The organism is Streptomyces spiramenti, from assembly GCF_012034385.1.
Classification (GTDB): Bacteria; Actinomycetota; Actinomycetes; order Streptomycetales; family Streptomycetaceae; genus Streptomyces; species Streptomyces spiramenti.
Genome location: NZ_JAAVJB010000046.1, coordinates 1 through 13,219, shown reverse-complemented (window position 1 = coordinate 13,219; position 13,219 = coordinate 1). Strand labels below are relative to the sequence as shown.

The window sequence follows — 13,219 nt, the reverse complement described above, 5'->3', positions numbered from 1 at the left end:
CCCCCCCCCCCCCCCCCCCCCCCCCCCCCCCCCCCCCCCCCCCCCCCCCCCCCCCCCCCCCCCCCCCCCCCCCCCCCCCCCCCCCCCCCCCCCCCGACGCCGCCCCCTTTCAACCGCACTACCCGCCAGGCAGTGGGGTCAGCTCAGTTCCTCATGAATTCACCGGACATATCGAAGCCGGCGAGTGGGCCCATGTATCAATCACTCACGTGGAGACCGAGGTTGGTTGGCTTATGAGACAGGCTGGCGTACCATCACTCGATGTCTTAATCAACCATTCTGGCGGACCGTGTACGGGAAGGGTTTCGTGCTCGTCAGCGGTTCCGACGACCCTTCCCCAAGGTTCGAGCACGACAGTCTGGCCCAGAGGCCGCGGGTAGCATGCGTAGCGTCTCGCACCACGGCCGGGTGCGGCGATGATCAGGAAATTAGGGGCCGTGTTTCTGAGCGTATTCTTCAAGGGTGAGTGGCGCTACGCCGAGAGTCCGGTCGAGACGTCACGGGTCGTCGCCGAAGTCATTGAGGGCTTGCAAGGGGAAGAGGAAGCTGAGGGCTCCTACTGCCCCGGCGAAGATGCCTGGTTCTGTATTGCTGATCGACGGCATTGCGAAACCGACCCGGTGGCGGCGAGCAATCTGCGCGTGGCGATCAATCGACGCCATGGCTATGGGGCTCTAATCTGGTTCGTCGATGATGAATTCCATAGCAAGGGAAGGGTTTATGAATCTGTTTGGATTTCCGACAATCCCGAGCCTCTTGCTTTCGATCCGCGCGTTGTGTCGGATCCTGGGTATCCGCTCTTCCATGACTTGGCCAGTACTCTGCCGGTATCCCGAATTCAGGCTGCGGTGGAGGAATTCTGTCGACTGCGTTCGGGGAATCGACCTGAGTGCATCAGCTGGGTTGCCGGTCACATGAACGGGCAGCGCCTCGACCGGCCGTCTATGGTCGAGGTCGTCGAGGATCCGGAAATCGAATGGGACCGCCTCTGACAGTTGAGTCGCACCGTGCCCGGACGAGCAACTAGCAGAAAAGGCAGGCATAGACAGAGGAACTTGCTTCCGATCTCCGTGGCTCGGGTCATGTCGGGCCGAGGTGGAACATTGTGGCTCCGGCGGTATCTGTTGATGGGAAAGATTCTTACGTCTTGCGCGCGGGGGCCAGTGATGCAGAGCTCCAGGGAGCCGTAACGTGAAAGCGACTCGTGGTTAGGTCTCCTGATGGTTGAAATGTATGCTGCCCATCATGCCGTGGAGATGGAGGATCTTCGGCTTCTGCGCGACCTCTTGGACGGAGGAGCTGATATCCACCAGGAACGGAATGGGCTCACCCTGCTGCATCACGCAATTGACGTCGAAATTGATGGGCATGAGCAAAGCGGAGAACCACTTCATGTCGACGTGACGGCATATCTGCTAGCGCGTGGGGCAGATCCGAGGCGCCGCTCGGGTGGCGGAACTGGAATTTCAGCCGAGCATATGGCTCTGACGCGCGGACATTGGCTGGCTACCTGTCTTGTTGAGGAGTGGGTGAGAACTCACACTGAAGGAGAAGGTTGCCTCTGATGGCAACGCCAACGGCCACGCCAGTGGACGAAGCGGACCTCACCGAGATGGTTCGGTGGGAGCCTTGCCGTTCTGGCGCTGAGCCTCGTCCAATCCCGCTCGGTGGACTGGGCGGTTGGGCACACAACGTGGTGAATTCCCTGGTAGACGGCTTCGCGGCCAAGATTCCCTAGCCCCACCAGAGGCTTCACATGCCTGCCTGCCCTTCGGTGTTGATGTGTCCAGCTCCACCGTGCGCTTCCTCGCGCGGCATCTGCGGCGGCGCCGCCCAGGCGCCGGCTCGCCGGTGGCGAAGACCCAGCACAGGTCGTCAGGCTCTCCGCCTGACGGAGGCCATCCGCGCCGGCTGCCGTGGTTGAGTTTGCCGTAGAGTCCGAGATTGGCTGGAGCGGCCCATGGCAGACGGAATGTGATTCAAGGGCGGTTCGAGCCGGCCACGGCGACTGCGGCAGTAAGCATGTCTTGAACCTCAGCGCGGTTGCGCCTACTTTGCCAAAGTGTCGGTTCGTGAATGAGAGGGGTAATTGGATGCATGTGGTGGACTGTGGGGAGCGAGTCGTCGTCACGATGCCCAGAGTGGAGTTCTTCCTGGTCGCATCGCTGATGATGGAGGCGCTTGAGACGGGCGATGATCGCGACTTTCAGACGCGCGTTGGGGCGACCAAGGACGAGGTGAGGGCTCTCTTGCTCAGCCTGCCGGATCTGCCTCTCAACGGCAGGAGTCAGCCGCTGTGATGTGCTCCCCACAGCAGGTTCTGGTCCCCGCCAGGTGGATGGGTGGTGCGAAGGTTGGCGACTCGTCCAGAGGCGTTGCCGGCGCGGCTTTGGCGAATCTGCCTCGGCAGTACGTTTCTGGGCGCCGGCTGGGCAGTCGTCGTCAGCCCTCTCTCGACCGCTGCCGATCTTGCGTGCAGCCGGTTGTGAGCGCGTGGTCGAGACGGTCGTGGCCTGCCGGGGCGCCGAGCCGGTAGAGGCGCCGGCCTGACAGGTGTCAGCGGGGCGCCACGGCTCGGTCGGTGGGGGTTCGGGTGGCGGCGAGGATCTGGGCTGCGGCGTTGTCGGCGCCGGTGAGGAGGGGGGAGGGGACGCCGGGGGTGGCGCCGATGGCGGAGCCGGGTTGGACGGCCTCGGCGGGGATGCCGAGCACGATGACGGCCGGGTCCGGCGTGCCGTCGGCGGCGAGGAGGTGGAAGCCGTCCGGGGTGACGTCCAGCGTCCCGGTGGACACGGCGGGGCCGCGGTCGCTGGGGCGTGCGTGGAGCCGGGCCCGGCCGGTGCTCAGCAGGGCGCCGAGCAGCGGGTCGTCGGTGTCGGTGACGATCCCCTTCGACATGCGGGTCTCGACGAACGCCCTGGCGCGGACCGGCTGGTCGCGCGCGACGGCGGAGCGGCCGACGAAGGCGCCGTCCTCCACCGTCACCGCGGTGTCCTCCCCGAGGAGTTCCAGCACGCCGGCGTCGATCAGCGCCAGCACTTCGGCGGTGCGGTGCGGCGGCGGGCCGGAGGCCAGGGCGAGACCCAGCCGATTGAACCAGCCGTCCACGTCGCGGACGACGGACGCCCCGTCGAGCGCCCCTGCGGTCGCCAGGCGCCGCACCGGGCCGCGCAGCGCGGCCATGGCGCGGTTGACGGTGTTGCGGGGTGACGTCAACGGGTTGTGGACGGAGTCGAGTTCGGCGTCGATGTGGTGGCGGACCGCTTGGTGCCAGCCTGCTGTGTCCACCGGCCCGGGGAGGTACGGGCGGTCCAGGCGGCTGACGGAGAGCGCCCACCGGCTGGGGTCCGGCGCGGCAGCGGCAGCTGGGGCGCCGGGGCGGCCGGTGGTGGCGGCTGTCGCACGGCCGGCAGCGCCCGGGGACGGCCGGACCGGAGCGAGGGCGTCGGTGATCACCGCGTCGATCGCCGCGTCGTCGGAGGCGCCGCGCAGCGCGGCCAGCAGGTCGTCGGCCCCGACCCCCGGGCGGAGCGCCTCGGGGTGGTGGGCGAGCAGGGTGGAGAGGTGGGCCCAGGCGAACTCCCGCGCCAGCTGCGGCCACACGTCGCGTCGGAAGTCCTGCCCGCGGCCGGCGGCGCGCTCGGCGAACCATGCGGGTGTGGCGAGCGCCGGCTCGTACCGGGGCGGGAACCCGTCCGGGTAGTCGGCCTTGGCCCGGTAGGGCAGGCCGCGGCGTGATCCGGCGACCAGCCGGGGCTCGCGCCCGCTCGGCAGGTACCGCAGCCGTGCGGGACGGTCTCCGTCCCCGGCGGGGGTGAACCGGCCGCCGCGGCCCTCCGTGAGCAGCGCGACGACGTCGAAGAAGTTGGCCCCGAGCCCCGCCACCAGCACGGTCTCGCCGGCGGGGACCCGCGCCCAGTCGCGTTCGGCGGGCATGCCGGGCTCGACGTACACCAGGTCGTGGTCGGCCGCCGCGCGCACGAAGGCGGCGACGCGCGGGGAGCGCTTCGCCTGGACCATGCCCTGGGCGAGGACGACGCGGCGGCCGGTGTAGCTGCGGCCGTCACGGAGGTGGACGGTACGGCCGTCGGGCGTCGGGGAGAGGTCGGTGACGCTGCCGAGGACTCGGGTCACCGTGATGCGGCCGGTCGCCTCCGCACGGGCCAACTGCTCACGGTAGTAGACGCCTTGGAGGCGTCTGGTCGGGAACGACCAGGGCCGCAGCTCGCTCGCCTCCTGCGCCACCCACGCCGGGCGGTCCGGCGGTGGTTCGCTGTCGCGCGCCCAGGTGATGAGGTCGGGGCCGGGGACGACCGGTCCGGACATGCGGGTCGAGGCGTCGGCGTGGATGGTGGTGTGGGCGCTGTAGGTGTTGTTGAGCAGCAGCGGGGACTGATCGGTGCGCCAGGTGGCCCCGGCGCCGACCTCCACCGCGTCGATGACGGCGACGCGGACGGGCGGTGCGGCGTCGGCCCGGCGGGCGGCCAGGCGCTCGACGACGGCGACGGCCCGGGGCCCGCCGCCGACAAGGACGGCGTCGTAGACCGGGCCGGGCCCGGGCGGGGGTTGCGGAGCCGGCGGGGTGGGGGTCGGCGCGTCGGTGGCGGCGGCACCACCGACGTCGGCGCCACCGGCAGCAGCGGACGCATCAGGAGCCGCGGCGGCCGGGGTGGTCATCGGGCGGCCACCGCCGTCCGGGCGCCGGCTGCCGCGGGGGCGCCGATGACACCCGGCGCCGGTTCCAGCGCGGACGGCCGCACCTCGACACCGTTCTCACCGTGGTTGACCAGCACGTCGAGGCCGTAGACGCGGCTGAGGACGGCCGGGTCGTACGCCTCGGCGGGCGGCCCGTCCGCGACGATCCGGCCGCCGTCGAGCAGCACGATCTGGTCGCAGAAGTGCGCCGCGTGGTTGAGGTCGTGGATCGCGATGAGGGCGGTGACGCCCTCCTCGCGGGTCACCGACCGCACGATCTGCAGCGTCTCGATCTGGTACCGCAGGTCGAGGGCGGAGGTCGGTTCGTCGAGGAGCAGCACCCGGGGTTGCTGCGCCAACGCCCGGGCGATGAGGACGCGTTGCGCCTGTCCGCCGGAGAGCTGGGAGAGCGGCCGGTCGCGGAGGTCGGTGAGGCCGAGCCGGTCGACGGCGTCGTCCACCACCTCGCGGTCGTGGCGGGTGGGCCGCAGCCCGATGTGCGGGGTGCGGCCGAGCAGCACCGCTTCGCGCACCGTCTGTTCGAACGGTGCGGCGCCGGACTGCGGCACGTAGGCGACGACGCGGGCGTGGTCGCGGCGCGGTGCGGCGAGCAGGTCCTGCCCGGCGAAGGCGACGGTGCCGTCGGCGGGCTTGAGCACCCGCGCGATGATTTTGGTGAGGGTGGACTTGCCGGACCCGTTGGGGCCGAGCAGCGCGCAGAAGCCGCCCTCGGCGACGCTGAGATCGACGCCTTGCAGAACGGTGTTGCGCCGGTACGCGAACCGGACCGACGCGATGTCGAGGCTCACTGGGCGGCCCTCCGGGTCAGGATGAGGTTGATGAAGATCGGCGCGCCGATGAAGGCGACGACGATGCCGACCGGGATCACCGAGGGTGCCAGGATCGTCCGGCCGATGGTGTCGGCGACGACCAGCAGCAGTCCGCCGGTGAGGAACGAGAACGGCAGCAGGTAGCGGTGGTCGGCGCCGATGGCCAGCCGGGCGATGTGCGGGCCGACGAGCCCGACGAAGCCGATGACCCCGCAGAACGACACCACGACCGCCGCCAGGACGACGGAGACGATGATGAGGCCGACGCGGACGGTGGTGACGTTGACGCCGAGGCTCTTCGCCGCGTCGTCCCCGGCGAAGGCGATGGCGTTGAGGTCCCGGGCGAACCAGAGCAGCAGCGGCAGCGCCAGGACGGCGCACGCGCCGACGACCATGACGTCGTTCCAGTTGGCGTCGTTGACCGAGCCGAAGGTCCACCGCACGATCGCCTGGAGGGTGTTCTCGTCCGCCACGAACTGCAGCGCGGCGGTCATCGCCTCGAAGAGCTGGGTGAGGGCGATGCCGAGCAGCAGCAGCGTCGCCGCCGACATGGCCTTGGCCGAGGCCAGGCCGAGCACCACGGCGGAGACGGCGAGGGCGGCGCCGAGCGCGCTGCCGATGACGAGCCAGGAGCCGGAGCCGGCGGAGCCGCCGGTCAGCAGGATGGCCAGCGCGGCGCCGAAGGCAGCAGCCGGGGAGACGCCGAGGGTGAACGGGCTGACCAGCGGGTTCCGCAGCAGCCCCTGCATGACGACACCGGCCAGCGACAGGGCGGCGCCGGCGGCGAAGGCCAGCAGCACCCGGGGCAGCCGCAGGTTGGTGATGATCGAGTAGGTCTGGGCGAAGTCCGCGGGGAGCGTGCCGCCGAGGACGGCGAGGCGGATCGACCGCCAGACGTCGAGGAACCCGGCGTTGCTGGTTCCCGCGGTGACGCACCAGGCGGTGACGAGGACGGCGACGGCGGTGCCGGTCCACAGCACCGCGGTGCGGCCCGCCCACGCGGCGCGGGGCCGCGCGGCGGGCAGGTCGTCCGTGGGGCGGTCGTCCGTGGGGCGGTCGCCGCCCCCGCCTCCCCCGGGCCCGGTGGGGGCTCCGGGGGAGGCGGGCGCGACGTCGGTCTGCGGGGGCGCCCCCGCGCGGGGGGAGCCGACGGTGTCGGCGGAGTCGAGCGGGGTGGCCATGGTGTGTTCAGCCCACCTTCTGGATGTAGGCGTCGGAGCCGGGGAAGTCCGCGCCCTGGAAGTCCTCGGCCCAGCGGGTCAGGTAGTCGCCGGGGTCGACGTCGGAGAACTCCTCGGGGTGCAGCCAGGTCGCCAGGTACAGCGCGCCCAGCGCCTTCGACAGGCCGCTGGTGGCCCAGCCGTTGGAGACGTACACCCGGTCGTCGGCGACGGCGGAGACACCGTTCCACCCGGCGCGGCCGGTGAGTTCGTCGGCGAGGGTGTCGAACCGGTCCTGGCCGGTGGGTTCGGCCGACGGGCCGAACTCGTGGACCACGACCTCGGGGTCGCGCTCCAGGATCGCGGCCGGGTCGACCGTGGTCTCGGCCTGCTGGTCGCCGCTGATGTCGAGGTCGCCGAAGACGTTCTCGCCGCCGGCGGCGACGATGATCTGGTCGAACCCGGAGCCGGGCAGCCCGGTGAGGTAGGGCTCCTCCGTCTCCCAGTAGACGCGGACCGGCTCGGTGTCGGCGACGCGTTCGCTGATGAGGTCGAAGATCTCGTCGTAGAATCCGGAAACCTGGGCGGCGCCCTCCGGTTCGGCGAAGACCTCGCCCAGCAGGTCGACGGTCTCGTGGAAGACGTCGAAGTCCCAGGCGGTGGCGACGACGACGGGGATGTCGAAGGACTCCAGCTGCTTCGCGGCCTCCTGCCAGGCCCCGTTGCGGGGAATGATGAAGACGTCCGGGTCGAGTGCGACGACCGACTCGTAGTTGATCTCCTGGAGGTTCTCGCTGACGATCTCGTCGTCGCCGATGCCCAGGTAGGGCAGCCGGGAGGCGGAGACGCGGTCGTAGCCGACGACGCGGTCGCCGGCGCCGATGGCCTGCGCGAACTCGTTGCCGTAGCTGTTGAGGACGACCGCCCGCTCGGCGGGGCCGTCCAGCTCGACGGTGCGGCCGGCGTCGTCCACGACGGTGAGCGTGCCGTCGCCGTCGCCGGCCGCGGCGGTGTCCGAGGAGGCGGTGTCCGAGCCGCCGTCCCCGGCGTCCTCGGGGGTGACGGTGCCGCAGCCCGCGACGCCGAGCACGACGGCGGTGGCGGCGGCGAACGCGTAGGCGCGGGGCAGGCGGTGTCTCATGACGGTTCCGTTCTCGGGGTGCTGCTGGGGTCGGAGGGGTGTGGGGTGGTGGTGCCGGTGGTGCGCGAGGGGCTGGTGGGGTCCGGCCCCCGGCCCGGGGCAGGGCGCCGGACCGCGTCGGCGGTCGGGGGCGCCGGGCGGGGGCGCCGGGCGGGGAGGGTCGGTCAGGGCGCGGTGGGGGCGGTGCCGGGCCAGAAGGGGTCGCCGAGGCTGAGCATCAGGCGGTTCGCCCAGGAGAAGAACGCGACGGCGGCGACCAGGTCGGTCAGTTCGGCGTCGCTCAGCCCCTCGGCCCGCAGCCGGTCCACCTGGGTGGTGGTCGCGGTGACGGGGGTGGTGGCGAGCGCCGCGGAGAACTCGACGATCGCCGCCCAGCGGCTGTCCTGGCCGGCGGCGAGCGGAGCCGTCGCCACCGGCAGCCAGTCCGCGTCGCGGTCGAGGGTGACGGCGAGGAGCCGGTCGACGTCCTCGGGTCGCTTCGACAACTGCGCCGACTTCCGTGCGTGGACCGAGGCGCAGTAGACGCAGTCGGTGACCTTGCTGGTGGCCGCCGCGGCCAACTCCCTTTCGGCGCGGGGCAGTCCCTCGCGCGTCGCGAAGATCGCGGCGTCCAGCACAGTGCGCGCCTTCAGCACGGCCGGCAGCCGGCTCAGCAGCCGGAAGTACTCGCCGTTGGTCTTCCCGAGGAAGGCGTCCTCCTGCTCGGGGGTGAGCTCCTCCACCGGGACCGGCGGCAACCACGCGGTCCAGGAGAGCAGTTCGCGGGTGTACTCCACCGGGCGGTCACCGCCGTTGGCGGCGGTGCGGGCTGCGCTCTTGGTGCGCCCGCGCCCGACGGTGGGGCGGGCCGGTGCCGGTTCGGTCGTGGGCGCGTCGCCCTGGAGGAGGCGCAGCCCCTGGACGGCGCGGGACTGGAAGGCGGTGAACGCGGCGACCTGCGAGAGGGTGACCACCGCGTCGGTGGACCAGCCGGCCTCGACCAGCCGGTACAGGTCCTCGCGGCCGGCGAGCGCGGGGGAGACCGTGATCAGCTCGATGTGCTCGACGGCGGCGCGCAGCGCCCGGTCCTCCGGCAGCTCCTCACCCAGCAGCCGCTCGTCGGCGCCGTGTTCGACGTGGTGGCGGACGAGGGCCTCCGCGCCGTGGCGGCGCGCGGCGAGGGCGGCCAGGCCGCGCCGGGTCGCCTCCGTGACGGGCGCGTCGCCGAGGAACAGGGCGTCGCCGGCGGCCTGGCCGCGTTCGATGACGGCGGGCTTGGTGGCGCGGGCCTTCGCGACGGCCTCGCCGAGGCCGGCCAGCCGGCCGATGTCGTCGGCGGTCGCGGCTGCGGGATCGGCAGGGGCTGCCGGGTGGGTGGGCGCTGCGGCAGCGGCCGGGGCGATGTCGGGTGTGGTGCTCATGCGTTCCGCCTCGTCGGTGTGGGCACGGTATGGCCGAGGCGGAGGGCAGGCGGGCACAACTCACCCCTGGTGGGGGCGACTTCTCACGAAGAGCACGCTTGCCGCTTCACCGCGGCCCGGTCGTGTCTCCCGGGGGCACCCCAACCGTGCAGGAGGGTTGCCGGCCAGCTAGCCGGGTCTTCGCGCTGGCACTCTTGACCTGGCCGTCAAGCTAGCCGACGGGGAACACCGAACGAAAGCCCGCGTCCGTCATTCGGGAGGATCGGTCTCATTGGGTGGGACGCTCACGGGTGGGGGCCATGGCGCGCACTTCTGACCTGCGGAAACGTGTAGCGACGTGACGCAGGCGACATAGCGGTACTGGCCAACGGCTGCCGTGTGGCGACCCGGTGTCCGCCGGGTCGCCACACGAGCCGCTATGGCGCCGGTGCGGACGAGCCGTCCCAACCGCCCGCGAAGATCGCCAGTTCCAGCAGGTCAGGCTCGGGCGGCCAGCCGAATCCCTCGGCCGTCAGCACGTCCGTCCCCCGTCGCAGCCACGCCAGGAAGACGCCGTACCGATGGGACGTCCACCCGCCGTCTCGCCAGACGAACGCCGCGGTGGACGCAGCGTTGGCGACCCCGGCCGCCTCGCCGGCGGCCGTGGCGTGCGCCCGGGCCGTCGCTGCCAGCACGCTGTCCAGGATCAGTGGCCGTTCGGGTGCCTCGACGGCCGCGCCCGCGAAGTACAGGAACTTGGTGAAGAACGCCGGCCCGTAGTGACGCACCGGTGCCAACACCTCGTAGGCGTCGGCCACCTCGCCGGCCCGCAGCGAGGCGACGGCCTTCTCCAGCGCCTCGGCCACACCGGGCTGGGCGAGGACCCGCTCGGTCCGGAACCGCCCGAACCCGGTCCCGCCGTAACCCCAGACGTGCGCGGCGACCAGCGCTGCGCGCCAGTCGCCGTGGGACGCCGCCTCCCGGGCGACGGCCACCACCTCCGCGCGGCTGACCTCGCGCCGCCCTGCCTCGCCGCGGTCGCCGAGCGCCTCCGGCCAGGGCTCGACCCTGGCCCAGGCGCCGGGCCGGTAGGAGACCGCGTGTGCGCCCACCCCCGCGGCGTACCGACCGCCGCGGTCGGGGTCGAGGAACCACGCGGTCAGCGACGCGACGCCGTGGGGAGAGACCGGCTGCGCCAGCATCACCTCGTCGAGCCGGTCCGCGTCACCCTGATCGAATCCCACGCCTACCCCCAACTGTTCATCGGTGAGATGCCGATGGTGGCACGCCGGGCCGAGGCGCGGGAGCTGTTCGCCGCGGACAACCCTCGTGGCCTGCGCCGACGAACCGCCGCGGACCGCCGCGGACCGCCGCGAACCGTGGCGGCGGACCGGTCCGGAGCGCTGCCCGCCTGCCCGTCCCGGCCGGCCGCCCTTCAGGGCCGCGGTGGTGACCCGAGCCGGGGCGACCCGCCGGCCGCGCCCGCCTCCGCCACCACGCCTCGACCGTCACACCGGTCCGGGTCCGGTGCGCAGCGCCACCGCGGCGTGGTGGTCCCCGGGGACGGCCACCGGGGCGACCGTCCACCCCGGGATACGGGCGGGGACCGGTCCGCTGCCCACGTAGTGGCCTGCCGGGTTGTCGGCGAGCCCGATGCCGATGCCCTTGAGGTACGCCTCCTTGCGGGTCCAGACACGGGCGAAGGCGTGGCGTCGCTCCAGTGGTCCCAGGAAGGCCAGTTCGGCGGCTTCCCGCGGATGCAGTACCTCGGCGGCCTCCGCCACCGTCCCCGCCCCGGGCAGTGCCTCGATGTCGACGCCGACCGGCGTGACCGCGAAAGCCAGCAGGCTCAACTCCCCGCAGTGCGAGAGCGAGAAGTGCAGCGGCGGTTCGGCCGTGACCACCGGCCTGCCGTGCGGCAGACCACAACCGGGACACGGAGCGCGGGAGATGGCGATCCCGGACGGGCCGCGACCGAGGTAGCCGGCGAGCAACCGCCGCAACGCCACGTGCGAGGCGAGGTAGCCGTCCCGGTCGCCGCGGTGGAGGAACTCCGCCGCGCGTGCCTGCTCCTGGGGGTCCAGCACCCCCGGCGCCTGCGCGGCGGCCACCGCCCGGTGCGACGCGGTGTCCACCAGCCAGAGGTCGGCGCACCCCGCCGCCGGCACGGCGGTGCCGGGCGCCGGGCCCCGCCCGGGGGAGAGCAGGGCGGGGCGGGCCGGTTCGGAGCCGAGCGGCTCCACGGGGGGACGCTGGGAGGGAGGGACAGGGGAGAGGGTCGTACTCATGGCCACCTCACACGGATGTCGGGGCGGGTCGGGGGACGTCGGCCCGCGCGGTGCGAGGCGCGAGGGCTGTGGGGTGGTTCACCTCCGGGGCCGGTCCGTCGGTCGGGGCGGCGTCGGCGAGGCGGTCCCCGACGGGACCGTCGACGCCCCCGGCCGCGCCCACCAGCGCGGGAACCCGGAGGGGCTGCTCGGGCGTCGGCCCCGACGCCGGCAGGGCCTCCCCGCTGTCGGTGGCACGGGTGGCACGGGCGGCATCGCCGAGCCGCGCGCCCTGCTCGCCGTCGTCGTCACCGGCCGGTGCGGCGTCCGGCGTCCCCGGGGCCTGTCGCCCCGGCTCCGGCTTGCGGAGTGCCACGAAGGCGGCCACAGGGGAGATGAAGGCGATGAGTCCGCACAGCACCCAGGTGGCGGAGACCCCGAACAGCAGGGAGAGGCTGGAGAACAGGGCGATCGACACGGGCGCGGTGCCGATGCCGGCCAGCGCCAGGGTCGACATCGCCGCTCCCATCCGGTCCGGCGGTGCCGCCTGCTGGTACACGGTGACGATCGCGGGACCGTTGAAGCCGGAGAGCAGACCGACCAGGCAGGCGACGATGCCGAGGCCGAGGGCGGACGGCAGCAGCGCCATGGTGAGGATGCCGGCGGCGATGCCGGTGCCGGTGACCACCAGGCGGGCGAACAGCGGTACCCGGTGGGCCAGTACGACGCCCAGCGCGCTGGCGACGAGGGCACCGGCGCCGAAGGCGGCGATGACGGCGCCGACCACCGAGACGTTCCACCCGCGCTCCGACACCAGCAGCGGGAGTGCGACCTCCAGCGGCCAGTTGAACGCGAGGTCCAGGGTGAACGCGGCGACGAACATCCAGCGCAGCCGGGGCATGCGGACCAGCAGCCGGATGCCGTCGGCGGAGCGGCGCACCATCGACTCGTCGGCGTCGCGGTCGGGCCGTTCCAGCCCCCGCGTCACGTACAGCAGGCAGAGCAGCCAGGCAGTGCAGGTGCCGGCGGTGACGAGCAGGGCGTGCCCCAGGTGACCGGTGGCGATCAGCAGCGCGCCGAGCGGGGCGCCGGCGATCGGCGCCAGCCGGACCACCATCGCGTAGAGGGAGTTGGCACGCGCCAGGTGCTCCTTCTTGGCGAAGTGCGGCATCAGTGACGACGACGCGGGGCCGCCGAGGCCGAGGAGACTGCCCTCCAGCACGGCGATGACGACCAGCGGCCACAGCGCGTCGACGGAGAAGACCAGGAGCGCGCCCGCGAACAGGACCACCGCGCGAGCGGCGGTGGTGCGCAGCAGCACGAACCGCGGACCGAGCATGTCGGCGACCGCGCCGCCGAAGATCAGCATCAGCGCTCGCGGCAGGGACGACGCCAGCAGCACGGCGCTGACACCGGCGGTGCCGCCGAGCTGCACGGCGGTCCAGGTCATGGCGATGATGAGGATGAAGCTGCCGCCCTGGGCGAGGGCCTGGCCGCCGACGAGGACGCCGACGCGGTCCCACTGGACCATCGGGCGTGCGGCGGGCTCCGCCGGTTCGGATGAAGGACGCATCGGGTTGCCTGTTCTCTCGGGTCGGGCGGGAAAGGGGGAGGTCGGTGGTGCTGGCGGGCGGACCGGGCGGACCGGGCGGTCAGGTCGGTGGCGGGACGCGCAGGCGCACCCCGCGCGCCGCGCCCGCAGCCATGGCGGCGGCCACCGCCAGTGCGGCGGCGCGTCGTTCGGCGC

13 protein-coding genes and 1 riboswitch are annotated in these 13,219 nt (G+C 72.7%); of the genes, 4 read left to right on the top strand and 9 right to left on the bottom strand.

Going from position 1 to position 13,219, the window contains the following annotated elements; translation table 11 throughout:
* Window positions 1–209: 209 nt before the first annotated feature.
* The gene (locus tag HCJ92_RS25800) at window positions 210–380 is read left to right on the top strand and encodes a DddA-like double-stranded DNA deaminase toxin (RefSeq protein WP_167932867.1); all 171 of its coding nucleotides are present in this window, start codon (window positions 210–212) and stop codon (window positions 378–380) included.
* A 57-nt stretch (window positions 381–437) separates the two neighbouring features.
* Entirely contained in the window at window positions 438–992 is a 555-nt protein-coding gene (locus HCJ92_RS08575; protein ID WP_167932866.1) for an Imm1 family immunity protein, read from the top strand.
* Window positions 993–1,208: 216 nt separating this feature from the next.
* Here HCJ92_RS08575 and HCJ92_RS08570 read toward each other — a convergent pair whose 3' ends face one another.
* On the bottom strand, window positions 1,209–1,370 hold the full coding sequence (locus tag HCJ92_RS08570; protein ID WP_167932865.1) for a hypothetical protein: 162 nt from the start codon (window positions 1,368–1,370) through the stop codon (window positions 1,209–1,211).
* On the opposite strand from HCJ92_RS08570, the gene HCJ92_RS25560 reads away from it, so the two are divergent.
* Window positions 1,305–1,565 (top strand): hypothetical protein, encoded by a 261-nt coding sequence (locus tag HCJ92_RS25560; protein WP_338054081.1) that lies wholly within the window; start codon window positions 1,305–1,307, stop codon window positions 1,563–1,565. The two genes, HCJ92_RS08570 and HCJ92_RS25560, sit on opposite strands and share 66 nt — an antisense overlap.
* Before the next feature lie 576 nt (window positions 1,566–2,141).
* A complete protein-coding gene (locus tag HCJ92_RS08565; protein WP_245240707.1) occupies window positions 2,142–2,300 on the top strand; it encodes a hypothetical protein in 159 nt (52 codons plus the stop codon).
* A 256-nt stretch (window positions 2,301–2,556) separates the two neighbouring features.
* Here HCJ92_RS08565 and HCJ92_RS08560 read toward each other — a convergent pair whose 3' ends face one another.
* From HCJ92_RS08560 to HCJ92_RS08525, 8 genes are all read right to left on the bottom strand, one after another.
* The gene (locus tag HCJ92_RS08560; RefSeq protein WP_167932864.1) at window positions 2,557–4,677 is read right to left on the bottom strand and encodes an FAD/NAD(P)-binding protein; all 2,121 of its coding nucleotides are present in this window, start codon (window positions 4,675–4,677) and stop codon (window positions 2,557–2,559) included.
* Window positions 4,674–5,504: an ABC transporter ATP-binding protein gene (locus HCJ92_RS08555; RefSeq protein ID WP_167932863.1), complete on the bottom strand. Its 831-nt coding sequence runs from the start codon at window positions 5,502–5,504 to the stop codon at window positions 4,674–4,676. Before HCJ92_RS08555 ends, HCJ92_RS08560 begins: the two co-directional genes overlap by 4 nt.
* Window positions 5,501–6,706 carry a FecCD family ABC transporter permease gene (locus tag HCJ92_RS08550; protein ID WP_245240706.1) on the bottom strand — a complete coding sequence of 402 codons (1,206 nt, stop codon included), beginning with the start codon at window positions 6,704–6,706 and terminating at the stop codon, window positions 5,501–5,503. Before HCJ92_RS08550 ends, HCJ92_RS08555 begins: the two co-directional genes overlap by 4 nt.
* 7 nt (window positions 6,707–6,713) lie before the next feature.
* Window positions 6,714–7,826, bottom strand: a complete 1,113-nt coding sequence (locus HCJ92_RS08545) for an ABC transporter substrate-binding protein (protein ID WP_167932862.1) — start codon at window positions 7,824–7,826, stop codon at window positions 6,714–6,716.
* 164 nt (window positions 7,827–7,990) lie between these two features.
* Window positions 7,991–9,226, bottom strand: a complete 1,236-nt coding sequence (locus tag HCJ92_RS08540; protein ID WP_167932861.1) for a peroxidase-related enzyme — start codon at window positions 9,224–9,226, stop codon at window positions 7,991–7,993.
* Window positions 9,227–9,315: 89 nt separating this feature from the next.
* A riboswitch (SAM riboswitch) is annotated at window positions 9,316–9,426 on the bottom strand.
* 216 nt (window positions 9,427–9,642) lie between these two features.
* Window positions 9,643–10,449 carry an 8-oxoguanine DNA glycosylase OGG fold protein gene (locus HCJ92_RS08535; RefSeq protein WP_167932860.1) on the bottom strand — a complete coding sequence of 269 codons (807 nt, stop codon included), beginning with the start codon at window positions 10,447–10,449 and terminating at the stop codon, window positions 9,643–9,645.
* Between the two features lie 264 nt (window positions 10,450–10,713).
* Complete coding sequence (locus HCJ92_RS08530; protein ID WP_167932859.1) at window positions 10,714–11,493, bottom strand: 4'-phosphopantetheinyl transferase family protein; 780 nt, start codon at window positions 11,491–11,493, stop codon at window positions 10,714–10,716.
* Window positions 11,494–11,500: 7 nt separating this feature from the next.
* Entirely contained in the window at window positions 11,501–13,045 is a 1,545-nt protein-coding gene (locus HCJ92_RS08525; protein ID WP_245240705.1) for an MFS transporter, read from the bottom strand.
* Between the last annotated feature and the right edge of the window lie 174 nt (window positions 13,046–13,219).